We start from the raw sequence: 25,549 nt of genomic DNA, 5'->3' as shown, positions 1-25,549 counted from the left end.
AATTTCCTGAATTGAATCCGCCGATAAATGCCGTGAATTTGCCAGCGCCGTCGCTAATTTGTTGGTGTTGCCGATTGCTTAAGCGCCAATGACGCGTCTGCGCTCTTTATCAACCCGCCTGCTACTTGTTTGGCGGCATCCGGGGAGAACGCGTAGCCGTTCTGGTTCGCGAGCCGGTGGTTGATGATCATCAGCACCAATCCACGACCGCTTGTATCGGCGGTTACCGTGAAATTCTTTGGTATTTCAAATCTGACTTCATCGGGATTGGCCTTCGGCGCAACGACCGACTCCGCGTTGGGTGGCGCGACAGCTGGTTGGGCCGTGCTTGGAACGGAGGCCGACTTGGTCGACGGTTCGAGCGTATCCTTGGCTTGCGTCAGCATTTGAAGGAGCTGATCCAAACATTCCCTCGCAAACCTGAGCTCCAGATCCCCGGTATATTTCCCGGTGCTGTCGACGATGATTTCCTTATTATCGTCGGAAAGCCTCGACGATCTTACTTCGCTGATCCTGATTGCCATCCGTAATTCCCCTCAGCCCGCCACTGGTTTCCAAACAGCCGCCGCCCCGCCAGCAACCCTATTTGGGGCACTAATCAATGCCGACCACGATGATCTCCATACCCGACCACCAATGGTTTTGCCAATTTGTCGACCAGCAGCCGGGACACCGGCCCATCTATGCCGATGCGATACGGAACCAATTGTTGCCCTTGGTGGCGAGAAACTCTACGATTTCCGAAATCCTGAACTCCGGCGGACGTGAAAGCCATGTCGATCAACCTCACTCCGCGGATTGTCGCAGAGCTAAAGGCGAAATTCGAAATCAAAATCGATCTCGACGAAAGGTCGTTTCTTTTCCCGGCAGGAAAGTCGGTCAGCCAACTTCTTTTTCTGTCCGACGGAAGGACAATCTTCCTCGAGGCGGTTTATCCTTTCAACCAATCACGTACACCGCCGCGGCTGGCCTCGATCGACCTCGAAGACGCAAGGGAATTCGGTCGACGGTTGATCGAAGCCGTCCATTGCGCGCGCACCCAACTCGTCGTGACGCAAGGCGCTCGTATTTCAATCAACGTTGTCGCCAACGGATACCATCTGCAATTTGGCGACATGAACAACGCGACCGAACTTTTTTTGGGCACCAATAGCATTTGGCGGGTTTGTCAGGGCCTGCTTCGGATTACGGACCTTATTGCTCCGGTCGAATCCAATTGATCCGAAGACGTCGGGCTGGCTCGCAGATCACCCGCGATCGATGATCTGACCGGAGTGCACGCTGGTCAAGTAACTCTCCGCGAGCACCAGAATCAACGAGCACCAGAATCAAAAAGGGTCGCATTCGCGCGACCCCTGCCGGTACAAATATGTACGGGATTAAATTTCAGCCCCGGCGAGAACAAAGCATATTATTTTCCATTGGCTTGAGAATTCCGGAAAAATACGGTGTTCCCATGCCGGAACCAGGATTGGCTGACTGATCACTTCTTCCGCACAATTTCATCCAGCGCCTTGCTGATCTTTGCACAAACTTCCGCATGGTCAATCGAAACAAGATCGAAGCGGCCGTGCTCGACCGGTTGCGTGAGGTGCTGAATGATCGCGATTACTTCAGGGTCTATCGGAATACAACGATGAGCGCACACGGTTCGCTCGCAGCGTCATCAAGGACAAAGCCAAGCTGGAACGTAGTTACCCGCGATGCATGCCCCCAGCGACTACTGCGATTGTCCGACCTCGTCCCAAAATAACCCCCAACGCGGACTGTTTGCACCTTTCTCTCGCGGCAGACCTCCGGAGACTCTTCGTGGAACAGCGACAAAACACCATGGCGCGCGCCAACAGTCCACGAAAAGGCGTCTCCGCTGGAGGAAAGGCCGACCCGATCAGAAGATAGTCCAAGTCAAAACAGTGTCTCCAGAGAGCCCGTTAGATCTATGTCAAAGGGAGGATCGTATGTTTCAGTGCCTGGAAGACAATTCGCCCACGAACGAATCCGTAGAGCCGACAATTGGTTGCCTCTGTCACAGTCCAGCTTTTGCGCGACTTAGTGCGGCTCTGACCCAGAAGATGTCTCGCCGCTCGTTTCTGGCGGGTTCGGCCGCCTTTGCTGCTTTTGGCTCGAGCTCCGCCTTGGCGCGCATACCGGATGCGCCGGCATCACCCCTTGCGTTTACGAACGTCCGCATATTCGATGGGGCGTCGAATGCGCTCCGTACTGGCCTTCGCGTCGTCGTTGAGGCAAACAAGATCAAGGCCGTCGAACCTCACGACAAGCCGCTCCCTGCTGGCATCCAATCCATCGACGGCGCCGGCTGCGTTCTGATGCCCGGCCTAATAGACGCGCATTGGCACGCCATGTATGCCGCGATGTCGATCAACGACGCTCTCACCGCCGAGGTGGGATACATAAATCTCGTTGCTGCCCAACAGGCAGAGCAAACCCTCATGCGAGGCTTCACGAGCGTCCGCGATATGGCAGGACCGAGCTTCAGCCTCAAGCGCGCTATCGATGCTGGATTGACCGCGGGACCCCGCATCTGGCCTTCCGGCGCCATGATTTCCCAGACGAGTGGGCACGCGGACTTCCGCATGCGCTACGAGATTCCCGTCGCGCCCAACGCTCCCCTAAGCCATAGTGAAGCCGCGGGTGGCAGCGCGATCGCCGACGGCGTCAACGAAGTTCTCAAGCGTGCGCGCGAGCAGCTGATGTTGGGGGCAACTCAGCTGAAGCTCGCGGCAGGCGGCGGGGTCTCGTCAAACTATGACCCGCTCGACGTGAGTCAATATACGGAAGCCGAGTTTCGGGCCGCGGTGGATGCGGCCGAGAACTGGGGCACATATGTCGCAGTGCATGCCTACACTCCCCGTGCAATCCAGACAGCAATTCGGGGAGGTGTCCGTTGCATCGAGCACGGACAACTGATCGACGACGCAACCGCACGCATCATCGCGGATAAGGGTATCTGGCTCAGCTCGCAGCCATTCCTCGACGACGAGGACGCAATCCCGTTTCCTGCAGGGTCGCCGAACCGCGCGAAGCAACTGCAGATGTCGGCCGGCACCGATACCGCGTTCGGCCTGGCAAAGAAGTACAATCTAAAGACCGCCTGGGGCACGGACACGCTCTTCGATGCCAAGCTCGCGACACGTCAGGGAGCTCAACTCGCGAAGATGAAGCGCTGGTATTCAGCCGCCGACGCCCTGAAGACAGCAACCGGGACAAATGCCGAACTGCTCGCCATGTCCGGGCCACGGAATCCTTATCCCGGCAAGGTCGGCGTGATCGAAGATGGAGCATTCGCCGATATTCTGCTCGTCGACGGCGATCCGACCATCAACATTGATCTCGTTGCTGACCCCGGGAAGAATTTCAGGCTGATCATGAAGGATGGTCGCATCTACAAGAACATGCTCGCGCTCAAATGAACACGAGACAAATTCACTAGACAAATGCTGGACAAAAGAGACAAATTTCCAGTTGCGCTTCGTGCAGGCCCGCGGTGCGGGCGCACTTTCTTCAACCATCCATTGCCAAGGTCCGGCTAATTTGCGTGGATAGCCAATCTCAAGGAGAATTCCGACCATGGCAGGCATACATTTGCTCGATCGCCTCATCGGCAACGAATATCCGAGCTTCGCCACGGACGCCGAGCTGAGTGCCTTCGAACAGGTCCCCTACGCGGATCGCATTGCCGCGCCGAGCACCTATGACGCCCTCAAGCTCGGCGCGGCCCACGACCCGGATGCCCCTGCCATCCAGTTCCTGCCCAATGCCGATCCGGCCGATCAGCCGATCGTCATCAGCCACCACGATTTCGTTAGCCGCGTCACGCAAGCCGCCAACATGTTCCATGCGCTCGGCGTCGGCAGCGGCGACGTGGTGAGCTTCCTGCTTCCGCTCTTGCCCGAGGCCTTTGTCACCCTGTTCGGCGCCGAAGCCGCCGGCATCGTCAATCCCGTCAATCCCTTCCTGGAGTCGCATCAAATCGAGGAAATCCTCGAGGCCGCGCAGACCAAAGTCCTGGTGACCCTCGGCCCCATGCCCGGGACCGACATCTGGCAGAAAGTCGAGCAGGTGCGCGGCAAGCTGAAGCACCTCAAGGCGACCGTGGTGGTCCAGGGCCCCGGCGATCCCGCAAACGGGGTTTATTCGTTCAATGATCTCATCATGGAGCAGCCGTCGGACGGGCTCGTCAGCGGCAGGCACATTTCCGCCGACGAGATCGCCGCCTATTTCCACACCGGGGGCACCACCGGCACGCCGAAACTGGTTCGTCACACCCACGGCAATCAGGTCTACCAAGCCTGGGCCGTCAATCTGATGCTCAAAGCGAAAGCGGGAGTAAACCTGCTTTTCGGCATGCCGCTCTTTCACGTCGGCGGCTCGCTCACGCAGGTGCTGACCACGCTCTCGGCCGGCGGCTGCCTCGTCGTTCTGTCGCCCGCCGGGTGGCGCAATCCGTCGTCCATCCGGAATATTTGGGGCCTCGTCGAACGCTACAAACCCGAGGCGCTGTCGAGCGTGCCGACCGTTCTGGCGGCAGCGCTTGCCATCCCGCTCGGCAAAGCCGACCTGTCGAGCCTGAAATTTGCAGCTGGCGGCGGTTCGGCGATCCCGGTGGCGGTCGGCAACGCGATCCAGGAAAAGCTCAAGCTTCCGGTCCTCGAAGTCTACGGCATGACCGAGACCTCGAGCGTCCACACCATCGCCTACCCGGACCGGCCCATCCACATCGGATCGGTCGGCCTCCCCCTGCCTTACAGCCGCGTTCGTATCGTCAAGCTCGACGCTAGCAGTCGCTTGGTATCCGACTGCGCGGTCGACGAGATCGGCGTCGTAACCATGGCCGGGCCGGGAGTCTTCAGCGGCTATCTCAACGAAGCCCACAACAATGGAGCCTTCGTCGACGGCCATTGGGTCAACTCCGGCGATCTCGGCCGCGTGGACAAGGCCGGCTTCCTCTGGATCACCGGCCGCGCCAAGGATCTCGTGATCCGCGGCGGACACAACATCGACCCCGGCCCCATCGAAGATATCATGTTCCAGCATCCCGCCGTCGGCCTGGCTGCCGTTGTCGGTCAACCCGACGCATATGCCGGCGAATTGCCCGTAGGGTATGTGCAGTTGAAGCCGGGCGCGAACGTTGCGCCGGGCGAGATCGAGGCCTGGGTCCGCGAGCGCACGCCCGAGCGCGCCGCCATTCCGGCGCAGATCATTACGATCGATCCCATGCCGCTCACCGGCGTCGGCAAGGTCTTCAAGCCCCAGCTTCGCTGGGATGCAGCTACGCGGGTCTTCACCGGCGTTCTCGCTCCGATCCGCGAACAAGGGATCGATTGCAAGGTCGAAGTGGGACCGCACGGCAGCCACGGCAGCGTAGCCACCGTCACCCTCGCCCACGTCCCGGAAGATCAGCGCGCTGCAGTCGCCGGCGACGTGCACCGCCTGCTCGACCCGTTCGTGATGCGTCACGAGGTGGTTTGTATTTAGAAGACAGCAAAGCCCTCAGGTGGGGTGGACAGTTATTCATGCTGGTTGGCTCGCCTCTGTGCGGTACTTCGATATCCTCAATCAGGACGCGCCGAACCAATGGCGTGACCTACCGCGCAATAAGTCCGCGCTCCTCAGTAATGTGGAAATCACTCGCGTGGAGATAGCGAGACATTGAGGCAGCGGCAGCCACCGTTTCCAGGAGATAGCTATGGGCCGACTGACAATCCCCCGGTCGTTAAGATGCCGGTCGAAGCACAGGTAACCGACGCGCTGCGCGATTCCATTGTCAACGGGACAATTACCGCAGGCGCCCGCATCACGGAAATTCAGATCTCCCAACAACTGAACCTGTCGCGCGCCATCATTCGGACCGCGTTGCACCAACTTGCCAAGGAAGGGTTGCTGAACCTGGTGCCCTACACCGGCTGGACCGTTCTCTCGCTGTCGTCCCGGGATGTATGGGAGCTCTACACGCTAAGGTCGGCTGTCGAGCGGCTGGCCGCTCAATTCGTCGCCGGATCAATCAACTCGTCCAAGTCTTTGCGACTGAAATGGGCGTTCGACGGTCTGGCCAAGGAATGCAAGCGGGGCTCGCCCCCCCGGATCGCCGAGGCCGACTTTGCCCTACACAAGACAATCATCCAGATGTCCGATCACAGGCGGCTTGGCTCCCAATACGCCCTAATCAAACAGCAGATCAGGATGTATATCCGCTCAAGCGACGCGCTGATCTCTAAAATTTCGACCATAATCGATCAGCACCAACCAATCGTGGATTCAATTCTCGCCGGCGACGTGGAGGCGAGCGGCCATCTTTCTGAACAGCACAAAGGTCATATCCGCGCCTGTTCGGCAATTCTCCGGTTCCCAACCTGATTGCCGGATGGGCCTGCCTTGTTGTTGCGGCGCTGCTTATCCACGGCGTCGACCTGGAGTACCAATCCCTGCTGACACTTCTCTCCGGCGCTGCCGGTGGTCCTCTTGATCGGGCTCTTTCACGCCTCGAGGAGCCTTCGGTCGCAACGAGGGAGCGCCGTGAAGCGAACTCCGCACAAGGTGCAAACTCGCGCCTCCACCATTGGCTCACGGAGAGACCGGCCGGCGTCCTGGCGTCCTGGCGATGCGGCATCCAGATGCACCGCGATCGAATAGCCCCCCAACGGGATAAGCATTCAACCCGTCGTCCGGCGCGCCACGTCGGACTACGAGGCGGCGCTGTTGACCACATGCGCGGCCTTGGGATAGAAAATGGCCCGGCTCTTATCCACGTCGTAGTGGTTCTGGAATTCCGTGGCGTCGCGCGCAAGTTGCGCTACGGAGTCCACGATGTAGTCGACCTTCTCGTTCGAAAGAAGGACGCTGAAGTTAAGGCGCGTAAAGCCGGGCTTCCGGATTTCGTTACCTTCGGTAATGGCGTTCCGTATTTCGCGCGATTCCGCGTCATTGATGTTGAGAAGATGATGAACGTACGGACCCGCGCAAGCGCAGCCGCCGCGCGCCTGAATGCCAAACCTGTCGCTCAGCATGCGCGTGACGAGCTGCGGATGAACGTAGTCGCCCTTTCCGTCCCTGACGCGCAGCGAGAAAATCGGAAGACGTTGCGCCTGCATGTTTCCGAGAAGCTCGATGCGCTCGATATCGCTCCATGCGGATAGCACTTTGGCGCTCAGCGCCGCGTTGCGGTCGCGGATAAGATCTTGCCCGATTGCTTCCTTCAAAAGAAAGGCGAGAGCGGCACGAATGTCTCCAATGACGTTGGGCGTCCCGCCTTCCTCGCGCGTCTCCAGGCTGTCGCTGTAATCGTGTTCGGTCGGAGACACGAATTTTACGGTGCCGCCGCCGGGCCAGGTCGGCTTCGTTGTCACAACCGAATCTCGACGAACGATCAGAATGCCGGACGCGGCGGGACCGCCGATGAATTTATGCGGCGAAAGCACGATGGCATCGATGGGGGCATCCGCGGCAGGCTGCATCGAAATCGGCAGATACGGTCCGCCGCCGGCATAGTCCCAGACCACTTTCGCGCCGGCGCGCTTCACCCTCCTGGTAATGGCGGCGACGTCCGAAACAATGCCCGTGACGTTCGACGCCGCAGACAATGCGCATATCACCAGTCGTCCGTTGGCCGCTGCGATGGCCGCATCGAGCTGGTCGAGATCCGGACCGCCGAACGCCGCCTCGGCAATCGCGACAACTTCCGCGCCGCTTTCTCGCCAGGGCAGTATATTTGAATGATGTTCGTAAGGGCCGGTCACAACGCGCGGGGTGACACCGTTTGACAACGAGGCCTCGACGCCAAACAGGTTGACAAGCCTATTCAATCCCGCCGTTGCGCCCGCGCCCGTGAAGATGACGGCACAGCTCTCGTCTGCCCCACAACAGCGGCCGATCAGATTGCGGGCGGCGATGCGCAGCCCGGTCATGAACCCGCCGCAGTAGGAGGCCTCGGTGTGGCTGTTGGCGTAGAAGGGGAGCACCTTCTCTAGGACAAATCGTTCAATGGCCGAGATGGCCCGGCCGGATGCCACGTAGTCCGCGTAAACGAGCGGCCTTGGCCCGAACGGCCCATGGATCTCCGCATCGTTGCCGATCAATTCCGCCGCGAGGTATTCGAGGCGGTCATCGCGCACGAGATCGTCTTTGAAGCGCGCGAACAAATCAGCCGCTCGCGATAGATGCCGATTCACCGGGCCCATTTCAATTCCCCCGCACGTTTCCGCAACGGCCGATGCGCCGGCAATCCACCGCAGTACTTTCCCAGCTCATGCCGCTCCCAATCGCCCGCATTCGTTTCGCCTTTACCGTCGCAATTTCAGCACGGACATTACCAAATTCCTGAAGGCTAAATCCACCAGAAATTTCCAATTACGCCTCATTATTAGCAAACTATTGCGTGAATGTATTTATACATGGCATATAAATGTGCAAATATCTACAGTGTAGCATTTTTTATTCTATGGAAAGCCCGGCAACTTGTGTTATCTTTGCGACAGGTCAAAGATCACCCGCCGTCCCACCAACAGCGTTTGTCCTGGCCGCCGGAATCGGGCTCGGCATCGAATTTTCGATGCCTGAGAGAGGCGGCACTCGAACCAGGCAACCAGCATTGGATGTTTTGCAATGAATTCACCGCGTCGATTGATCGTCGGAATCACGGGTGCCTCCGGCGCCATCTACGGCGTAAGGCTGCTGCAGCTCCTGCGTTCAACCGACATCGAAACGCATCTCGTCATGAGCCGATCGGCCAGGATTACGCTGACGCAGGAGCTCAAAACCAACGTCACGGACGTGCTGGCCCTGGCCGACGTCGTTCATCAGGTCGACAATATCGGCGCCTCCATTTCCAGCGGATCGTTCAAGACGCTCGGCATGGTGGTAGCGCCGTGTTCGATGCGAAGCCTTTCCGAGATCGCCTCAGGCGTGACGTCGTCGCTGGTGACACGCGCAGCCGACGTCGTCCTCAAGGAAAGGCGGCGCCTGGTCCTGATGGTCCGTGAAGCCCCGCTCCATCTCGGCCATTTGCGCTCGATGACGGCGGCGGCGGAAATGGGCGCAATCGTCTATCCGCCGGTACCGGCGTTCTATGCGCGTCCGGAAAGTCTGGAGCAGATGGTCGACCACACGCTTGGCCGGGTGCTCGATCTGTTCGACATCGAAACGGCGGTCGTCCACCGCTGGAGCGGCCTGAACGGAACCAAAGACGCTTCATGACTGAGTCTCGACCAGACCTCGAGGCCGACAGCTGGGCATTTGCCCTTCATATCTACGCCCAACCCGGGGTCGCCGATGCTTGCCTAAACCTTCAGGAGGCCGCCGGCGTTGACGTCATGATGCTGCTGATGTCGGCTTTCGTCGCCACCAGGCACCGGATCCTGCTCACAGCTTCCGACATCCGCGAGCTGGACCATGCCTGCAGCCCCTGGCGCGAGCAGATCATTCAGCCACTCCGCGCGGTTCGCAAGGGATTGAAGACCGGTCCTCCGCCGGCGCCCACCAGCGAAACAGAGCAATTCAGGTCCAAGATCAAGCTTGCCGAACTGGCGGCCGAACGCCTGCAAAACCGGCTGATGGCGGAGTGTTTGCCGCTCCGCCCGGCGAAGCACGAAAAAGTGGACCGTGAGGAAATCCGTTCCGTTCTGCGCAGCATGGTGGAGTTCGCGCTCCAGAAGCGCGGCAGCACGGATATTTCGAGCTTGCTGCCTTCGATCGAGGTGATCGCCGACGCGGCGGTCCAGGACGCGACCTAACCGGCAAATCGCAGACATCAGCGGCTCGCCGGGGTCATTCGACCTTCGGGGCAAAGGCCCAAAGCCTCGTTACGAGGCTAATTCCGCCGTCGCCGCCGGGCTATCGGCACGAGCCAAAGTCTTCTTTAGCAGCGCAATAATCTGCTCGGGCAGCAACTCGCGCCACCTCGCCTGGACATGGCCGTCAGGCCGAACCAGATAGGTTGTGCCGGGCCGTGCATCGAACAGGCTCGGCAGACGTCCCGACGGATCGTGAACGGCGCCCTGGCCCGGGTCACCGACAGCGACGTGAAGGAACCTGATCGGAAGCGCATCCCGCAAACACGTTTCGATTTCCTCGCTGGCGCCCGACGGCCGGCCGTCCATTGAGAAGGTCATACAGGTAAAGTGCGGCCCAAGCAGGTCGGTCAGAAAGCCGCTATCTGCGTCTTTGACAACAGGACATTCCGGCAGCACGTCGCCGGGCATCGGCCCTTTCTTGAAACTCGGATCATCCGTCGCCGAATTCAGCGGAGACGCCATCAACTGGCTCGCCGAATGCCATCTCGGGTCGAGCAGCGAAGCAGCCCACGGATGCCTGCCTGCGAGGCTCAACACGGCATCGCGCAGGGTGCGCGCGCCGCGCGACGGCGGGGCGTAGAACTCGGCGCGCCGGATCGCAAAGAAATGATTACGGCGGGCAACGGCGACGCGTTCGGTCGAATAGCTTTTCAGCAGCGAGGCATCCGCCTGCCCCTTGAGGACCAGGGCAAGCTTCCAGGAAAGATTGTGCGTATCCTCGATCGCCGAGTTGAAACCCCGAACGCCGAATATCGGCATGATGTGGGCCGCATCGCCTGCGAAAATCACCCGGTCATGCACATAGGAAGGCAGCGTTGTCGCGGTTACGCGATAGAGCGAAAGCCAAACCGGCTCCCAGGGCGCCTTGATCCCCATCCATTTCAGCTGCCGGCCAACGAAGTCGAAGACCTTCTCCTGCTTGATCTCTTCGTTTTCATCCTCGCCTTCGCGGACCTGGTAGTCGAAACGCAACATGCCGTTTGGCTTCTTGTACATGATGAGCGTTCCGCCCGGCCGCGTCGGAGGGTCGAACCAGAAGCGGCGTCCGGGCAGCATGTCGCCGGTATCGACCCTGACGTCGATAATGATGTAGCGGCCGGAATAGCGACTGCCTTCCATGCGCAGGTCCAGCGACTTGCGGACCGTGCTGTGGCCGCCGTCACAAGCAACCAGCCAATCGGTCTCGATCGCATACTCGCCGTCGGGTGTCGCAACGCTGACAGAGACACCATCGCCAAGTTGCTTGACCGCGGTCACACTGGTCTGCCAGCGAATGTCGATCAAGCCGCCGCTGCGCTCGGCATGCTTGACCATGACGTCTTCCATGTAGTTCTGGAGCTGACTGATGGTCGGAGGATATTTCTGAAGTTCATCCATCGGATGATCCGTGCGCAAAACTTCCTGCTCACGGAAAAATGTCCAACTCCTGGACCACCCGTAACTGTTGCGCACCATCTCGTCGGCAATTCCGATGCGCTGCAGAATTTCCATCGTGCGCCGGGTAAAGGCGCCGGCCCGACTGCCGGAGCAAACCGTATCGTCGGCTTCAAGAACGATGGTCGCGACGCCGAACCTGGCGAGGCCAAGAGCTAACGCCAGGCCCGTCGGTCCGCCACCCGCAATCACCACGGGCTTGCGACCCGGCTCCCGGCCGGCTGCGAGCGGCGGCATTTGAACCGGATGATGGGTGTAGGGGAAGTACTCCGAGAAAACAGTTTCCATGCGACAAGCCTGCTAAGTGAGCGCCCGAGACCAGTCCGCCATGAGCTGACACGCGAACTGCTTCTGCTCCGGCTGGCCCGTCAGATAGTGATTGCCCCCCTTTACTGCCGTGAGCTTCTTGCGATCATGCGGGATCGCATCGAAAAACTGTTGCGCGTAGCTGGGGTAGCAGCCGGGGTCCGCCGTTCCGTAGATGACGTGAATCGGCACGCTCACCCGCTTCAGGCATGCCGGTCCATTACCGTTGGAGCACCGATTGCTCCATTGCGACAGCCACGAACGCAAACTCGTATAGTGCCCCAGCGAAGCCGGGATGAAATTTGCGGTAAAGGGCTCGCCCCAGTGCGTCGTCGCCTTGCGGTCGGAAGGATCGAGCGAAAGATCGAGGTTGCGCGGATCCGCAACCGTGCCGTGGACAACAAAGGGAAGATCGTGCACCTTGCCATTCGTCCGCTTCATCACCTCCTCAAGCCGGGCGATGGCCCAGTCGGTGATGCGCTCGTTACGGGCAATCTGCGCCGCGCGGAAGCGGGTGAGAAATTCCGCCGAATAGGGCGGCCCGTTGGCCGGATCGAACATGTCCAGTTCGGGGTCGCGATCGAACGGATCGGCTTCATCCCGAATCGCAGGGTCGAGTTTTTCCGTCAGAACAATGCTGCGTCCGGGGTGCGCCATCAGAAGGATGAGACCATCGGCAGTTGGCAGGCTAGCCTTGGTCAGATCCGGCGCGCCCCCGCCGGGCGGGGCGGTGATGGACGGATGTTCCGCTTCGCTCTGGTAAAGAGGCACCAGTGACCCGCCCCCGGAATTGCCGACCAGCACGACGCGCTCGTATCCCTCAGACTTGAGGTGACGGATCACGAAGCCGATATCGAGGACGCAATTTTCGAGAAGCAGCGTCGATTCATTGTTCATATAACGTGTCGACATCCCGACGGCATCGACCCCGAGTTCGGCCATCGTCGAAAGGGCGTAATGCCCCATGAAACTCGACGACGGATGCACGAAAATCAGGACGACTTTCGAGAGTTTGCCGGGTGTGGCCCGCCAGCGCGTACACCACAACACGCCAGCCATGCGCGCGATGCCGGACTGGAGATCCAGCGCGCCGCCCGGAGCAGCCGTCATCGGTACCGCCAATAACTCGCGTTCAGCCATCGATTAATCCTTCTGCGGCGACGTTGCGAATGAAGCTATTCCAAGAAATAACCACATGCAAAGAAAAACTACGTTTTGAACGGCAGTTAGGTGCAGATATCGCTTGGTAACCGCATAATGGTCAATTTTTCTCCTTTCCTTTGATTGCGCGAAGATGTTTACTACCGGGATATGGACGTCTGCAACGTGACTGATGGCCCGGATTCGGGCCATCGCGGAGAGACCGCCTGGTCGCTTGATCCATTCCGAGGTTGGTGTGATGACAGATCGAATGAGTGGACAGGACCTTGAGGATGTCTATTCCCTGCTTGCCGACAAGCTGACCGCAGCCGGCGATGATTACCCGGCGGTGTTGTCGCGCCTCGTTCTGCTGATGATGAACCATATCGGGGTACGAGACCAGCTTACGGCATTCATCAACGAAGCCGCCGAGCCGAACGTCACAGCGCCCGCCCGATGAAAGCCTCTCCATCCTATCCCGCCGAGGCAACCCGCCTCGTGATAGCACGACCGCAGCAGACCAAGGCCCGCACGCGACCGGCGCGGAAATCGCGCTTCGATTGGCTCATATCGCTTGTGGTTCTGCTGGTGGCCTGGGAGCTCACATCCCGTAGCGGACTGTTCCCTCCGTCGATCCTCGTTCCACCATGGACGGTGGTGCTCACATTCATTGAACTCTGCCAGAGCGGCGACATCACAACCAATCTGATCGCAAGCCTCAGGCGTCTGGCGTTGGGCTATATCAGCGGGGCCGTTACCGGCATCGCTTTTGGTCTGCTTCTTGGTCTGGTACCGAAGGCCAACCAGTATCTCGGCATGATCTTCAACATGCTGCGTCAGATACCGGTCATCGCGCTGGCGCCGTTGCTGATGCTGATTTTCGGCATTCAGGAGACGTTCAAGGTCGTCATGATCGCGGTCGCCACCTTCTTCCCTGTGGCATTGAATACACTGGACGGCACCCGCAACGTACCGGCAGCCTATCTGGAGGTTGCCTCCGCCCTGTGCTTGCGCTGGTGGATGCTGATCCGCCGCGTCATTCTCCCCGCCGCGCTTCCGGCGATCGTCACCGGCCTCCGCGTCTCATTGTCGCGTGCTTGGCTGATCCTGGTCGCAGCCGAGCTTTTCGCGTCCAGCGAAGGCATCGGCTATCTCATCGACTGGGGGCGTCAGCTTTTTCAGCTCGACATCGTCATGGTGGGCGTATTACTGGCCGGCCTGATCGGGCTGGTGCTCGATATCTCGCTTCGACGGATCGAACGGCGCCTTTCCCGCTGGAATTCGCAGAGGACCGCATGAACAGACCCATGTTGCAGGACCCATCGCCCCGGAGCCACGGTGGCGGCGTGCAGGTGAGTCACGTCGGCAAGACGTATGAAGTGAACGGCGCGGCGCTGCCGGTGCTCGACAACATCGATTTCTTCGTCGGCGAAGGCGAGTTCGTATCAATCGTCGGTGCCAGCGGATGCGGCAAGTCGACGCTGCTGCGCCTCATTGCGGGCCTCGATCTCGACTTCGAAGGAGCGATTTCCATCGATGGCCAGCCGGTGCTCGGGCCCAGTCTCGACCGGGGAATCGTTTTCCAGGACCATCGGTTGTTTCCGTGGCTCAATGTCTTTGACAACATCGCCATGGCTTTTGAAGCCCGGCCGATCCCCGCCGCAAAGCAGCGGGCACTGATCGAAGAACATATTGAACTCGTTGGCCTGCGCGGCTTCGAGAAGGCGTTTCCGCATCAGCTGTCGGGAGGCATGGCACAGCGGGCGGCGATCGCGCGGGCCCTGGTCAATCACCCCAGGATGGTCCTGCTGGACGAGCCGCTCGGCGCGCTCGACTACTTTACCAGGATGCGCCTGCAGCGCGAGTTGCAAACGATCTGGATGACCAAGAATGTGACGATGATCTTCATCACGCATGACATCGACGAAGCCCTGTTCATGAGCGACCGCATCGTCGTTCTGAAGCCAAATCCCGGTCGCATCGAACGTATCGTCGATATCGATCTTCCCCGTCCGCGGAATCGCGAAAGCCCGGACTTTATAGCGCTGCGCCACGAAATTCTGGAGGAATTTGAAGTATGAGAATATTGACGTTCGGCTTCTCGTTTTTGGCAGTCCTCTCCGTGATGTCGAGCGGGCGGGCTGAAACGCCGCCGGCCGAATTGCGCATTGGCCTGCCATCGCAAGTCGGCTCTTCCGGAAAGCCGGAACTCGGCACCGCGACAGCCTATATCGATCGCGTCGTGGCGAAGGATTTTGCCGGCAGCCCCACCAAGATCGTCTGGGTGCCGGTGCCAAGTGCCGGTCCCGGCGTCAACGAAGCCCTTGCGGGCGGGCAGATCGATTTCGCCTATTATGGTGATTTCCCCGCGGTGATCGGCCGCGCCGGAAATCTGACGACCAAGCTCATTCTCGGCGGCAAGCGCGGCATGAACTCCTATCTGCTGGTGCCCGCCGGCTCGACGGCGAACTCGATCAAGGATCTGAAGGGCAAGCGCCTCGCCGTCAACAAGGGGCGGCCGTGGAACTTCGCCTTCTCGCGGCTGCTCGCCACGAACGATTTGAAGGAGAGCGATTTCCAGATCTTCAATCTGAGCCCGGGCGACGGTGCAGCCGCGCTGCTCACCGGCAATGTCGACGCCCTCTATCAGCCGGAGCCGTTTGCCACGGTCATGGAAGAGAGAAAGCAGGCGCGCGTCATCTGGTCGACCCGCAATCTCCCGCTAGGCTGGAAATTCACGCTCGATCTGTTCGTGACGGATAAGTTCTCCCAGCAATATCCGGAATCGACGCAGAAGCTCGTCAACAGCTTCGTGAAGGCCGCGAAATACGCATCGTTGCCGGAGAATCGGGAGGAAATCCTGCGCTCGTCCGTCACGGCCGGTGCCAGCTATGACATGCTCGTCAAGGAATTCGAGAACGAGCCGTTACGGGAGCAGATGGTGCCGCTGGTGGACGCCTTCACGCGGGCGCACTACACGGAGGTCGTGACCTTCCTGCATGAGCAGAAGATGATCCGCAAGCCTTTCGCGATCGATGATTTCATCGACTCGCGCTTCGTCGCCTCGGCGCTGAAATCGCAGGACCTGGAGAATTACTGGCCGGCCGCCGACAAGGAAGGCAAGCCGATCACGCCTGCAAACCCGTAATGGAATTGTCCGGACTCACGAAGACCCTGCCCGCCAAAGACCGCTGCCCTGTCTCGATTTGGCGAAGCTGGGCAGCGTTACGGCACAGCCGCCGTCATTCGACGAACGAGACCTGACCGACCCGCGCCTCTTCCAGCCGCACGAACCATCGCAGAACGATCATGGCACAAATGTCCCATACAACTTCCGTCGTCATTTCCGGCGCGGGTCCGGTCGGACTGGCCCTTGCCTGCGAGCTCGGCCTGCGCGGCATCGACTGCATGCTGGTGGAGAAGCGCGACGGCACGATCAGCCTGCCGCGCATGAGCGCGGTGAGTTCGCGCAATATGGAATTCTGCCGCCGTTGGGGCATTGCAGAAGAAGTTCGCACCGCCGTCTGGCCCGAAAGCCACGCAATGGATTTCGTCTACCTGGACAGCCTGCGTGGCCGCGAACTCGCGCGCAACAAGCTGCCGTCCACGGCGGCCGGGCGCAAGCTCGCTTTTACGCCGGAAGGTGGTTGTCACTGTCCGCAGATATATTTCGACCCCATCCTCGCCAGGCGAGCCGCCGAATACGCCAGCGTGAAGCTTCGTTATGGCGTGCGGCTGGATGCATTCGAGGAAACGGCCGATGGCGTCTCGACGACGCTGACCGATATGGCCACGGATAAGACCGAGTTCGTCACCGGGCGATACCTGATCGGTTGCGATGGTCCCGGTGGAATCATCCGCGAGCGCCTCGACATCAACCTGGGCGAGCTGCGTATCGTCGCCCACAGCGTGAACATCTTCTTTCGATCGGAGGCCCTCGGCTCGTTCCATGACAAGGGCTGGGCGCGGTTCTATCGGTTCATCGACACCAGCGGCTGCTGGGCCGAGTTGATTCCCATCAACGGCCGCGATTTGTGGCGCCTGACGGTGTTCGACGATGAGGCCCTGGCGCGCGATCCGGAGGCGGCACTGGTCCGGATGGCGGGCGCCGCGTTCCCGCACGAAACCCTTTCGGTCATGCCGTGGGAGCGGCGCGATGTCGTCGCCGATTCATATGGCGGCGGCCGCGTGCTGATCGCAGGCGATGCGGCGCATCAATGTTCGCCAACCGGCGGTTTGGGAATGCACACCGGGATCGAGGAGGCCGTCAACCTCGGCTGGAAGCTTGCCGCCATGATCGAAGGCTGGGGCGGCCCCCATCTCGTCGAGTCCTACGCTGCAGAGCGCAGGCCGATCGCGCTGCGCAACGTGGCGACTGCCACGCGTATTTACGGTCAGTTACGCAACATTCCCGGTCAGGACGCCAATTCGGCAACGGCGGCCAAGGGGTGGCTCGGCAACCTCGGCGTTTTCTCGATCAGCGAAGAAGAGAAAATGGCCTATGGCTATCCGGATTCGCCGATCGTGCAGCCGGACGACGCGGTGGCGGCCCCGGGCCGTGCGCTGCCCGGCATGCGGGCGCCACATGCGTGGCTTGCCGACGGGCGCTCGACGCTCGATCTGTTCGGCACCGGCTTCACGCTGCTCTGCTTCGACCCGGACCAGGACGGCGAAGCCCTGGTCCGGGTGGCCAAGCGAGACGGCGTGCCGCTGACCGCCGTCGCCATTGCGGATGAGAATATCGCAAGCCTGTATGGCGCGGCGCTGGTGCTGGTCAGGCCGGATGGCCACATCGCGTGGCGCGGCAATGCCGTAACCGACGCCGAGACGATCATGGCCCGCTGTCGCGGCCTGACGTCCGTTAGCGCACCTATGATCCCGGCGTAACGCCGAACCCGGCGCGCCCTGCCCCGCCGGTTCAGCGCGGCGCGGGCCAGGTCATGATGCGGTTCTCCACGGCAACGGCCCCCCGGGTCATCGCATAGCCGATGACGGCGACGATCATGATGCCGAGCAGAATATAGTCCATCCGGGTCTCGATCCGCGCTGCAGTGAGGAGACTGCCCAGTCCGGCGCCGGTGTTCATGAACAATTCTCCGCCGACACCCGATATCCACGCGAAGGCAATCGCGTGCCGCACGCCTGTCAGGATGAACGGCAATGCCGCCGGCAACAGAACGCGCAGGAAGGTCTGCCAGCGGCTGAAGGTCAGCGCGGCCGCCAATTCCAGGTATTTCGCCGGCACGGTGCGGATGCCCTCTTGTGTCTGCAGCATGGTCGGAAAGAAGGCTGCGGTGGCGATCAGCACGATCTTCGCCAGATCCTGGGTACCGAACCAGAGGGTAACCAACGGGATGAGGCCGAAGATCGGGATGTGGCGCAGCAGCGTCAATCCTGAGTCGGTCAGGCGCTTCACCCAGACCGATACGCCCAGCAGCAGCCCGACAATCAGCCCCGCCGCGGTGCCGAACATAAATCCGACGAGGACGCGTCCGAGGGTTGCTTCGACATGCAGTGCCAGATCGCCGCTGGCGGAGAGCTGAACCGCCGCGCGGCCGATCTGCGCCAGGGTCGGAACGAACAGCGACTGCATCCACTGCGCTGTCAATTCCCAGACGACGAGGAGCGCGACCACGACGACGATGCCGCGCCATTCCGATGCCGTTGCCCGCCGCGGCGGACGCTTTGCCTCTTTAGCGATGGAAGCCATGTCGCCGCCTTTCGACTAGTCGCGCGCCAGAATTTCCATGGAGCCGATCGTCTCGATGCTGGCGCGCATGCGTTCGCCGGCCTTGACCGGTCCGACACCTTCCGGAGTGCCGGTCATGATAATGTCGCCTGGCAGCAAAGTATAGAATGTCGAGGCGATCGCGACCTGCTGTGCCACATTATAGATCATGTGCCTGGTGTTCGAGGATTGCCGTGTCTCGCCGTTCACCCACAACGTCATGTCGAGATTATCCGGGTCGGCAATCTCGTCGCGGGTGACAAGCCATGGACCGACGATCGAGTAGGTATCGACCGACTTGCGCAAGCTTCGGTCCTCGCCTCCGCGCAGTGTCATGTCGAGACCAATCGCATAGCCGGCCACATAATCCAGGGCTTCGGCCTCGGTGATATTCTTAGCCTTGCGGCCGATCACGGCGGCAAGCTCGAGTTCGTGATCGGTCCGGCGATCCGGGAAGTGGACCACGAGTGAATCTCCGGCTCCGCACAGCGAGGTATTCGCCTTGAGGAAAAACCCCGCCTCCTTGAGCGTCTGTCGCGGTCGTCCCTGGCTGATCATCGGATCGCGGCCGGCCTCTTCGACGTGCTTCTTGTAGTTGGACGGCGTGCCGATGACTTTGCTTGCGTTGGCAACCGGGTTCTCGAGCTTTACCTCGGCAAGATCGAGACCTGGGGCAACGGCGGCCTTCGCCGCAAAAAGCGGCATCAGCTTTTCGAGGTGCACGATGAGCTGGTCTTCCAGCGGGTACGGATAGCGCAACGGCGGCAGCCGATCGAGGCAATCGGTTACGTCGTGGACCTTGTCGCCCTTCACGACGCCGATCCGGTCGCCATCAAATCTGCAGATACGCATCGTCTCAACCTTGTTGTTGCGGATAATGTCAGACCAAACACCCGGTGCCGTCGCGTTCGCGATCGGAACGCACCAGACCCGCCATGCACAACGTATCGGCCGCTGCGCGCTTTGCCGGCCGGCCTGACTGGCGATCAGCTCTCTGCGACCTCGTCACGATACATGGAGAGCGCGCGAATAGCCGGCTCGTCATGGACGCCGAACAGGATGGTAGGTTCCGTGGCCGACGTGTTGGTAAAGCGATGCCAGGCCCAATTGGGCAGTGCGAACGTATCGTGCGGTCCCCACGCAAGCTCCCGGCCATCGACGCTCAGGGTGCCGTTGCCTTGAATGGCGAAGTAGATGCTGCTGGAGGTCCGACGATAGCGGCGGGTCGTTTGCTTCGGATGCAGCCATTGCAACGTGCAGCTCATGGTCGGGAACAGCGATCCGCCGGTCAGGGGGCTGGTGTATTCCAGCATGACGCCGTCGGTCGGCGATCCCGGCCCCTGGCTCGCCAGCTGTTTCAGCAGCGGATAGGTTTCCGACCAGGGGAAACGATATTGCGGCCAATCCTGCGCATCGCCCCAACGCGGACGCAACCATGCCGGACCGTTGCCCAGCAGCACGTTGCGATGGGCCTGGCGCGGCTCCTCGTGCGGGCTGAAGAACATCTGGTTCAGCCGCGAATACAGCGTGACATCGAGAACGTCGAGCCAGGATACGTTGCCGTCCGATCCGTTGTAGTGGTCATGCAAGCTGTAGGAAGGCGTCAGGATCAGATCGTAATTCTCCATCGGACACGGAATGCCGTTGACGACGGTTTCGAGTTTGGAGTCGCCCTCGATCACGAAGCGCAGCGCGTTCATCGAATGACTGTGCGCGGTTGCAATCTCGCCAGGACCTATCAGCTGAATACCTGACGACAAGGTGTGTGTCGTACCGCGCGGCAGCGCGGGATTGAGGAACGTCAGCACGCGCCGCGCGCCTTCGGTTTCGGGCAATACCGAGAACGTCTCGAGCAGATGATTCCGAACCGTTTGCCAGTCCCAGAGATGCGGCGCGGAAGCCGGCTTCGGACCGTCACCGAGCGTCGCGAGGAAGGGTTCCACAACCCAATTTCCTACGAGGTGATCTTCGGCGACGCGCGCGTTGAAAGCGGCCAACGCGCCGTCCTCGTTCTTCTCTGTCAAGACTTGCTATCCTTCTCGCCGCGTGAGGCCGCTTCGCTGCGCATGGCAAACTGCAGCGGCAAGGCCGTCGTGAACTTGATCTGCTCCATGGCAAAGCTCGAACTTACGTCGTCAAGTTCGATCTTTTCAATCAGCCTTTTATAGACCGCATCATAGCCGGCGATATCCGGAACGACGGCGCGCAGCAGGTAATCGACGTCACCGCTCATCCTGTAGAATTCGACGATTTCCGGAATCGTGTTGATGATGGCGGAAAACTTCTTAACCCACGCCGCATTATGCCGGTTTGTGCGAATGGCGATGAAGACGGTCACGCCAACGTTCAGCTTGTTGGGATCCAGCAGGGCGACGCGCTTGCGAATAATGCCCTCCTCGTCAAGCTTCTGAATACGCCGCCAGCAGGGGGTCGGAGAAAGACCGACCTGCTGGGCAATTTCGGCAACCTTTACGGTCGCGTCCTCTTGCAGGATCTGCAGAAGGGCAAAGTCGACATCATCCATGCGAAATTCCCGCTATCCAAAATCGAATGAAGTAGTCTGCTACCACAGAACTTCTCCGTTATATACAGCGGGGCTGCACTCCGTGGTTTATGGCCGCGTCCAGGACATCACGTAGTCCGGCACCTCGAGCTTGGCCGATTCCTTGGCGAGCCGCAGCGGCCGGAACGTATCGAGCATGATGACGCATTCCTCGGAACGCTGACCGACCCGGGCGCCGACATTCTTCAGGGCGGCTGGATGCGGACCGTGCGTATGGCCGGACGGATGCAGGGAGATCGCCCCGCGCTCGACGCCGCCCTTACGCGTGGCGAAGTTGCCCTCGTCGTAGAACAGCACTTCTTCGGAGTCGACATTCGAATGGAACGACGGAATCGGCATCGCGCGCGGATCGTAGTCGAGCATGCGCGGCACAAAGTTGCAGAACACCAGGTTGGTGGCCTCGAACACCTGCGCCGACGGCGGCGGCCGGTGAAAGCTGCCCGTGATGGGCGAGAAATCCCGGACATTGAAGACGTAGGGGTAGTTGCAACCGAACCAGCCGATCACGTCAAACGGATGGGTCTGATAGACGTAGCGCGTCATTCCCTGCCGGGTGCGCACCATGACTTCGACGTTTTCGCCTTCGAGCAGCAGCGGGCCGGTGGGCCGCTTCAGGTCCATTTCCGAGTACGGCGCCATCTGCGAGTATTGCCCATACTTCGTCAGATAATGGTCCGGCGGCCGCACATGGCCGGCGACCTCGAAAACCAGTGCGCGCAGGTTGCTGCTGGGCACGAAACGATGGGTCGTGCCCTTGGGAATAAGCACGTAGTCGCCCTTTTCGACGGGCAGCGAGCCGAAAATGCTCTCCATCGTGGCACTGCCTTCGTGCACGAAATACAGCTCGTCGGCGATGGCATTGCGATAGAGCGGCGACGTGGTGTCCGCCACCACGAACGACACCATGACATCCTCGTTTCCGCAGATCGCGGTACGGGCCGTCAGCGTATTGCCGGACACGGCCAGTCCCGAGGTCCGGTAGAGGCGAGGAATCAGCGGATCGTTGTCGTACAGCTCCGGCGCCCGATAATTGGCCTTCTCATAGGAGAGAACACCGGTCGGCGCCTCCTTGTGATAAAGCAATGACATGTCGGAGGAAAACCCATCCTCCCCCATCACTTCGGCAGCATAGAAGCTTCCATCCGTCTTTTCGAAACGCGAAAAGCGCTTTCTCGGCACATCGCCAACTTGCATAAAATAGGGCATGGCTACTCTCTCTGTGAGAGGTACAGTATTGCTCAATTAGCGATAGTTGCGCAAGTGCTTTCTCAAATAATACCAATCGGAAGAAAGTATCTTGATATTTTGAATGGAATGAGCAAAATTGCATGACCATCGCATTTACGGTCAGGGCAGCATTTGCCGCGTCGCTTCTCGTTGCCTGCGGAAGTAAATCACAAAAGGGTGCAGCGGATATCCGGATCCGATCAAACGCTTGCATCGGAGCCCCGCGAATGGCGCTGGGCCGTTAACCTGAACGAGGAAAAACAAGGAATGTCAGAAACGATGAAGGCGCTGGTCCTGCGCCAGCATGGTGGGTTGGAAAACCTGGTTGTGCTCGACCACCCCAAGCCGAAAGCAACAGCCGGGGCGGTCGTGATCCGTGTCCGTGCATCGTCCTTCAACTATCACGACGTCTTCACCGTCCAGGGCATGCCGGGCATCAAGGTTCCGCTGCCCGTGGTCATCGGTCTGGATATGGCCGGCGAGATCGTTGAAGTCGGCGAAGGGGTCACCGGCTGGAAGGCCGGCGCCCGCGTTCTGGTTAATCCCCTGAACAAGAAAAAGGGCCTGATGGGCGAGATGCTCGACGGCGGAATGGCGGAATATTGCCTTGTTGAAGCCGATCAGTTGATCGCAATGCCCGACGGCATCACCTTCGAAGAGGCAGCGTCGTTGCCGGTGGCCTATGGCACCGCCCACCGCATGCTGATCACGCACAAGACCATTCGCAAGGGCGACCGCGTTGTCATCCTGGGTGCGAGCGGCGGCGTCGGTACTGCCTGCGTTGTATTGTGCAAGCTGCTTGGCGCTGAGGTCATCGCCTGCGCGAGCAGCGCGGAGAAGATGGAAAAGCTCAAGTCGATCGGCGCAGACGAGGCGATAAACTATAAGGAAGTCGATTTCTCGAAATGGGCTGTGGAAAAATACGGCAAGCCACAGCGCCGCACCAACGAGGGCGGCGTCGATGTCGTCATCAACTTTACTGGCGGAGACACCTGGGTGCCGTCGCTGCGCTGCCTGAAGCGCGGCGGAAGCCTGTTGGTCTGCGGCGCGACCGCGGGATACGACCCGAAGGAAGATCTCCGTTACATCTGGAGCTTCGAACTCAAGGTCATCGGCTCCAACAGCTTCTATCAGGACAACTTGACCAGTCTCATGGATATGATCGCCAAGAAGCAGATCAAGCCGCTGATCGACGAGGTCCTGACGCTCGATCAGGCCGCCGAAGGCCTCCGCCTGATCAAGGACCGCGAAGTCATCGGCAAGGTCGTGATCGTTCCGTAACTCGCGGCTTGCTGACGCGACATGATGCGGGAAGCGCACCGCGCTTCCCGCCCCGGTGCTGCCATCCGGATTTGCGCGGGAAATCTCTAAACTACAAAGGAAAAGGATACGTCGATGAGCGAAGTGCCGAGTGTCGAAGACGTCCAAAAGTTGATATCGCGCGGCCCCTTCCACCAATGGCTGGGGTTGAATATCGTCGCGGTCGGCGAAGGCTCCATTGAGCTGACCGCGACGTGGCGCGAGGAATGGGTCGTCAATCCGGATCGACGTTATACGCATGGCGGCATCCTTGCCACGCTCGTCGACTTGACCGCCGACTGGGCTATGGTCTCGAAGACCGGACGAGGCGTCCCCACCATCGACCTGCGCGTGGACTATCATCGTGCCGCGATGCCGGGCCTGCTCACGGCCAAAGGTAAGATCATTCATTTCGGCCGGCAATTTTCCGTCGCCGAAGCCGAAGTGTTCGATCAGGATAATCGGTTGCTGGCCAGCGGACGGGGCACCTATCTGACGGCGCCGCCCGCTTGATGCAAAGTTGTGGAGTTTGAAATGCAAGCGTTCGCAAATCTCGGATCACTTACTCCTGTCGACCGCGATCTCGAAAAGGCCGCGGTCATTGATCTGAGCACCGGCAGCGAGCGCTCTTTCAGCTACCGCGATTTCGAGGAACAGGCCAACGCGGTCGCCCGCGCCTTGACCAGGCTGGGTCTGGTGCGGGGCGATCGGGTGGCCGTGTTGTCGGCCAATCGTTTCGAATATCTCACCACGGTATATGGCGCGATGCGCGCCGGATTCGTCGCCGTCCCGGTCAACTTCAAGTTTCCGGCGTCGACGATCGATTACATCATTCGGGATTCCGGCGCCAAGCTGGTGTTTTGCGATACCGCGCGTTTCGGCGACGCCCCCCCTGATCTGCCGCGCATCGGATTTGACGGCGACGGCATCGGCTTTCCGGATTTCCTGGAGCCGGGGCCGTTCGAGGCCGTCGCGGCGTTGCCCCGCGAGCCGGCGATGTACCTCTACACCTCGGGCTCGACCGGCCGCCCCAAGGGCGTCGTGCTCTCGCACCAGAGCCATATCTGGGTCGTCGAACAGCGAACCGCCGGCCCGGACCTGTCGCGTCATCGCTACCTGGTCGCCGCGCCGCTCTATCACATGAACGCGCTGGCGATGAGCCAGCTCGCCTGCGCCAGCTATGCCACCATCGTCCTGTTGCCGCAGTTTACCACCAAGGCCTATCTCGACGCGATCGCGACCTATCGCTGCACCTGGCTGACGGCGGTGCCGCCGATGATCGCCATGATGCTGAACGACAAGCCCCGGCTGGCCGCGACGGATCTGTCCAGCGTCGAATTCCTGCGGATGGGATCGGCGCCTGTCAGCCATAGCCTGCTGGAGTCGATTCACCAGGCGATGCCGCATGCGGCGATCACCAACGCTTACGGCACGACCGAAGGCGGCCCGGTCGTGTTCGGCCCGCATCCGGCAGGATTGCCGCAGCCGGAGATGTCGGTTGGCTATCCGCATCGGAAGGTGCAGGTCCGGTTGATCGACGAGAGCGGCAATCCGTCTGAGGTCGGCGTCCTCGAACTCAAATGCCCCGCGATCATGAACGGCTATCACAACCGTCCGGACCTCAAGCCCCCGATTACCGAGGATGGTTTCTACATCACCGGCGACGTGTTCCGTCGTGACGAAAACGGCTTCCACTTCTTTGTCGGGCGAACCGACGACATGTTCGTCAGCGGCGGCGAGAATATCTTCCCGGGCGAAGTGGAGAAGATGCTGGAAACCCATCCCGCCGTGATCAACGCCTGTGTCGTACCGGTTCCGGACGATCTCAAGGGCGCGAAGCCGGTGGCGTTCGTCGTAGCGCGCGAGGGCAGCGACATCTCCGAAAAGAGCCTGAAGGCCTATGCGCTCGAGAACGCTCCGGCCTACCAGCATCCGCGCTCGGTCTGGTTTCTCGATAGCCTGCCCCTGGCCTCCACCAATAAGCTGGATCGCAACGCGCTGCGCACGCTCGCGGCTGAAAAGCTGCAGCCCTGAATTCGGTATCAA

23 protein-coding genes are annotated in these 25,549 nt (G+C 60.4%); 14 read left to right on the top strand and 9 right to left on the bottom strand.

From position 1 onward, the window contains the following. Positions 1-53: 53 nt before the first annotated feature. Entirely contained in the window at positions 54-524 is a 471-nt protein-coding gene (locus FFI89_RS06970; protein ID WP_138834130.1) for a hypothetical protein, read from the bottom strand. 249 nt (positions 525-773) lie between these two features. Here FFI89_RS06970 and FFI89_RS06965 point away from each other — a divergent pair, with 249 nt between their 5' ends. The 4 genes from FFI89_RS06965 (at position 774) to FFI89_RS06950 (ending at position 6,375) form a co-directional block, all read left to right on the top strand. After that, positions 774-1,220: a hypothetical protein gene (locus tag FFI89_RS06965; RefSeq protein WP_138834128.1), complete on the top strand. Its 447-nt coding sequence runs from the start codon at positions 774-776 to the stop codon at positions 1,218-1,220. Positions 1,221-1,958: 738 nt separating this feature from the next. After that, a complete protein-coding gene (locus FFI89_RS06960; RefSeq protein ID WP_138834126.1) occupies positions 1,959-3,431 on the top strand; it encodes an amidohydrolase family protein in 1,473 nt (490 codons plus the stop codon). A 157-nt stretch (positions 3,432-3,588) separates the two neighbouring features. Then, a complete protein-coding gene (locus FFI89_RS06955; protein ID WP_138834123.1) occupies positions 3,589-5,496 on the top strand; it encodes an acyl-CoA synthetase in 1,908 nt (635 codons plus the stop codon). Positions 5,497-5,739: 243 nt separating this feature from the next. Further along, complete coding sequence (locus FFI89_RS06950; RefSeq protein WP_138834121.1) at positions 5,740-6,375, top strand: GntR family transcriptional regulator; 636 nt, start codon at positions 5,740-5,742, stop codon at positions 6,373-6,375. Positions 6,376-6,701: 326 nt separating this feature from the next. On the opposite strand, the gene FFI89_RS06945 is transcribed toward FFI89_RS06950, so the two are convergent. After that, positions 6,702-8,195, bottom strand: coding sequence for an aminotransferase class V-fold PLP-dependent enzyme (locus FFI89_RS06945; RefSeq protein WP_138834119.1), 1,494 nt, complete (start codon positions 8,193-8,195; stop codon positions 6,702-6,704). A gap of 424 nt (positions 8,196-8,619) precedes the next feature. Here FFI89_RS06945 and FFI89_RS06940 point away from each other — a divergent pair, with 424 nt between their 5' ends. Further along, positions 8,620-9,210, top strand: coding sequence for a UbiX family flavin prenyltransferase (locus tag FFI89_RS06940; protein WP_138834117.1), 591 nt, complete (start codon positions 8,620-8,622; stop codon positions 9,208-9,210). Then, positions 9,207-9,746, top strand: a complete 540-nt coding sequence (locus FFI89_RS06935; RefSeq protein WP_138834115.1) for a TIGR02444 family protein — start codon at positions 9,207-9,209, stop codon at positions 9,744-9,746. Before FFI89_RS06940 ends, FFI89_RS06935 begins: the two co-directional genes overlap by 4 nt. Before the next feature lie 69 nt (positions 9,747-9,815). Here FFI89_RS06935 and FFI89_RS06930 read toward each other — a convergent pair whose 3' ends face one another. Further along, complete coding sequence (locus tag FFI89_RS06930; protein ID WP_138834113.1) at positions 9,816-11,528, bottom strand: FAD-dependent monooxygenase; 1,713 nt, start codon at positions 11,526-11,528, stop codon at positions 9,816-9,818. Between the two features lie 12 nt (positions 11,529-11,540). Next, on the bottom strand, positions 11,541-12,686 hold the full coding sequence (locus tag FFI89_RS06925) for an alpha/beta fold hydrolase (RefSeq protein ID WP_138834111.1): 1,146 nt from the start codon (positions 12,684-12,686) through the stop codon (positions 11,541-11,543). 271 nt (positions 12,687-12,957) lie between these two features. Here FFI89_RS06925 and FFI89_RS06920 point away from each other — a divergent pair, with 271 nt between their 5' ends. The 5 genes from FFI89_RS06920 (at position 12,958) to FFI89_RS06900 (ending at position 17,573) form a co-directional block, all read left to right on the top strand. Continuing rightward, positions 12,958-13,146, top strand: a complete 189-nt coding sequence (locus FFI89_RS06920) for a DUF2783 domain-containing protein (RefSeq protein WP_168212809.1) — start codon at positions 12,958-12,960, stop codon at positions 13,144-13,146. A 128-nt stretch (positions 13,147-13,274) separates the two neighbouring features. After that, positions 13,275-13,985, top strand: a complete 711-nt coding sequence (locus tag FFI89_RS06915) for an ABC transporter permease (RefSeq protein ID WP_210249080.1) — start codon at positions 13,275-13,277, stop codon at positions 13,983-13,985. Next, positions 13,982-14,767 (top strand): ABC transporter ATP-binding protein, encoded by a 786-nt coding sequence (locus FFI89_RS06910; protein ID WP_246669379.1) that lies wholly within the window; start codon positions 13,982-13,984, stop codon positions 14,765-14,767. The genes FFI89_RS06915 and FFI89_RS06910 overlap by 4 nt, the downstream gene beginning before the upstream one ends. After that, the gene (locus FFI89_RS06905; RefSeq protein WP_138834105.1) at positions 14,764-15,834 is read left to right on the top strand and encodes an ABC transporter substrate-binding protein; all 1,071 of its coding nucleotides are present in this window, start codon (positions 14,764-14,766) and stop codon (positions 15,832-15,834) included. The genes FFI89_RS06910 and FFI89_RS06905 overlap by 4 nt, the downstream gene beginning before the upstream one ends. A gap of 161 nt (positions 15,835-15,995) precedes the next feature. Further along, positions 15,996-17,573, top strand: a complete 1,578-nt coding sequence (locus tag FFI89_RS06900; RefSeq protein WP_138834103.1) for an FAD-dependent monooxygenase — start codon at positions 15,996-15,998, stop codon at positions 17,571-17,573. Between the two features lie 31 nt (positions 17,574-17,604). Here the strand turns inward: FFI89_RS06900 and FFI89_RS06895 are convergent, their stop codons facing one another. The 5 genes from FFI89_RS06895 to FFI89_RS06875 all read right to left on the bottom strand — a co-directional run bounded on the left by FFI89_RS06895 (position 17,605) and on the right by FFI89_RS06875 (position 22,183). Further along, positions 17,605-18,396 (bottom strand): ABC transporter permease, encoded by a 792-nt coding sequence (locus FFI89_RS06895; protein ID WP_138834101.1) that lies wholly within the window; start codon positions 18,394-18,396, stop codon positions 17,605-17,607. A 15-nt stretch (positions 18,397-18,411) separates the two neighbouring features. Then, a complete protein-coding gene (locus tag FFI89_RS06890) occupies positions 18,412-19,266 on the bottom strand; it encodes a fumarylacetoacetate hydrolase family protein (RefSeq protein ID WP_138834099.1) in 855 nt (284 codons plus the stop codon). 134 nt (positions 19,267-19,400) lie between these two features. After that, positions 19,401-20,438, bottom strand: coding sequence for a cupin domain-containing protein (locus FFI89_RS06885; RefSeq protein ID WP_138834098.1), 1,038 nt, complete (start codon positions 20,436-20,438; stop codon positions 19,401-19,403). Next, a complete protein-coding gene (locus tag FFI89_RS06880; RefSeq protein ID WP_138834096.1) occupies positions 20,435-20,938 on the bottom strand; it encodes an Lrp/AsnC family transcriptional regulator in 504 nt (167 codons plus the stop codon). The genes FFI89_RS06885 and FFI89_RS06880 overlap by 4 nt, the downstream gene beginning before the upstream one ends. A gap of 87 nt (positions 20,939-21,025) precedes the next feature. Further along, on the bottom strand, positions 21,026-22,183 hold the full coding sequence (locus tag FFI89_RS06875; RefSeq protein WP_138834094.1) for a homogentisate 1,2-dioxygenase: 1,158 nt from the start codon (positions 22,181-22,183) through the stop codon (positions 21,026-21,028). A gap of 288 nt (positions 22,184-22,471) precedes the next feature. Here FFI89_RS06875 and FFI89_RS06870 point away from each other — a divergent pair, with 288 nt between their 5' ends. The 3 genes from FFI89_RS06870 (at position 22,472) to FFI89_RS06860 (ending at position 25,537) form a co-directional block, all read left to right on the top strand. Further along, on the top strand, positions 22,472-23,485 hold the full coding sequence (locus FFI89_RS06870; protein ID WP_138834092.1) for an SDR family NAD(P)-dependent oxidoreductase: 1,014 nt from the start codon (positions 22,472-22,474) through the stop codon (positions 23,483-23,485). A 114-nt stretch (positions 23,486-23,599) separates the two neighbouring features. Further along, complete coding sequence (locus tag FFI89_RS06865) at positions 23,600-24,016, top strand: PaaI family thioesterase (RefSeq protein WP_138834091.1); 417 nt, start codon at positions 23,600-23,602, stop codon at positions 24,014-24,016. 21 nt (positions 24,017-24,037) lie between these two features. After that, complete coding sequence (locus FFI89_RS06860; protein ID WP_138834089.1) at positions 24,038-25,537, top strand: class I adenylate-forming enzyme family protein; 1,500 nt, start codon at positions 24,038-24,040, stop codon at positions 25,535-25,537. The last annotated feature ends 12 nt before the right edge of the window (positions 25,538-25,549 follow it).

The sequence above is a fragment of the Bradyrhizobium sp. KBS0727 genome (assembly GCF_005937885.2).
Classification (GTDB): domain Bacteria; phylum Pseudomonadota; class Alphaproteobacteria; order Rhizobiales; family Xanthobacteraceae; genus Bradyrhizobium.
Note: the sequence above shows the minus strand (reverse complement) of the source record. Positions and strands in the feature narration are given on the sequence as shown.

Bases quoted from the DNA above. Each gene is read 5' to 3' on its own strand.
- FFI89_RS06970 (WP_138834130.1), bottom strand. From the start codon at position 524: ATGGCAATCAGGATCAGCGAAGTAAGATCGTCGAGGCTTTCCGACGAT.
- FFI89_RS06965 (WP_138834128.1), top strand. From the start codon at position 774: ATGTCGATCAACCTCACTCCGCGGATTGTCGCAGAGCTAAAGGCGAAA.
- FFI89_RS06960 (WP_138834126.1), top strand. From the start codon at position 1,959: ATGTTTCAGTGCCTGGAAGACAATTCGCCCACGAACGAATCCGTAGAG.
- FFI89_RS06955 (WP_138834123.1), top strand. From the start codon at position 3,589: ATGGCAGGCATACATTTGCTCGATCGCCTCATCGGCAACGAATATCCG.
- FFI89_RS06950 (WP_138834121.1), top strand. From the start codon at position 5,740: ATGCCGGTCGAAGCACAGGTAACCGACGCGCTGCGCGATTCCATTGTC.
- FFI89_RS06945 (WP_138834119.1), bottom strand. From the start codon at position 8,195: ATGGGCCCGGTGAATCGGCATCTATCGCGAGCGGCTGATTTGTTCGCG.
- FFI89_RS06940 (WP_138834117.1), top strand. From the start codon at position 8,620: ATGAATTCACCGCGTCGATTGATCGTCGGAATCACGGGTGCCTCCGGC.
- FFI89_RS06935 (WP_138834115.1), top strand. From the start codon at position 9,207: ATGACTGAGTCTCGACCAGACCTCGAGGCCGACAGCTGGGCATTTGCC.
- FFI89_RS06930 (WP_138834113.1), bottom strand. From the start codon at position 11,528: ATGGAAACTGTTTTCTCGGAGTACTTCCCCTACACCCATCATCCGGTT.
- FFI89_RS06925 (WP_138834111.1), bottom strand. From the start codon at position 12,686: ATGGCTGAACGCGAGTTATTGGCGGTACCGATGACGGCTGCTCCGGGC.
- FFI89_RS06920 (WP_168212809.1), top strand. From the start codon at position 12,958: ATGAGTGGACAGGACCTTGAGGATGTCTATTCCCTGCTTGCCGACAAG.
- FFI89_RS06910 (WP_246669379.1), top strand. From the start codon at position 13,982: ATGAACAGACCCATGTTGCAGGACCCATCGCCCCGGAGCCACGGTGGC.
- FFI89_RS06905 (WP_138834105.1), top strand. From the start codon at position 14,764: ATGAGAATATTGACGTTCGGCTTCTCGTTTTTGGCAGTCCTCTCCGTG.
- FFI89_RS06900 (WP_138834103.1), top strand. From the start codon at position 15,996: ATGGCACAAATGTCCCATACAACTTCCGTCGTCATTTCCGGCGCGGGT.
- FFI89_RS06895 (WP_138834101.1), bottom strand. From the start codon at position 18,396: ATGGCTTCCATCGCTAAAGAGGCAAAGCGTCCGCCGCGGCGGGCAACG.
- FFI89_RS06890 (WP_138834099.1), bottom strand. From the start codon at position 19,266: ATGCGTATCTGCAGATTTGATGGCGACCGGATCGGCGTCGTGAAGGGC.
- FFI89_RS06880 (WP_138834096.1), bottom strand. From the start codon at position 20,938: ATGGATGATGTCGACTTTGCCCTTCTGCAGATCCTGCAAGAGGACGCG.
- FFI89_RS06875 (WP_138834094.1), bottom strand. From the start codon at position 22,183: ATGCCCTATTTTATGCAAGTTGGCGATGTGCCGAGAAAGCGCTTTTCG.
- FFI89_RS06870 (WP_138834092.1), top strand. From the start codon at position 22,472: ATGTCAGAAACGATGAAGGCGCTGGTCCTGCGCCAGCATGGTGGGTTG.
- FFI89_RS06865 (WP_138834091.1), top strand. From the start codon at position 23,600: ATGAGCGAAGTGCCGAGTGTCGAAGACGTCCAAAAGTTGATATCGCGC.
- FFI89_RS06860 (WP_138834089.1), top strand. From the start codon at position 24,038: ATGCAAGCGTTCGCAAATCTCGGATCACTTACTCCTGTCGACCGCGAT.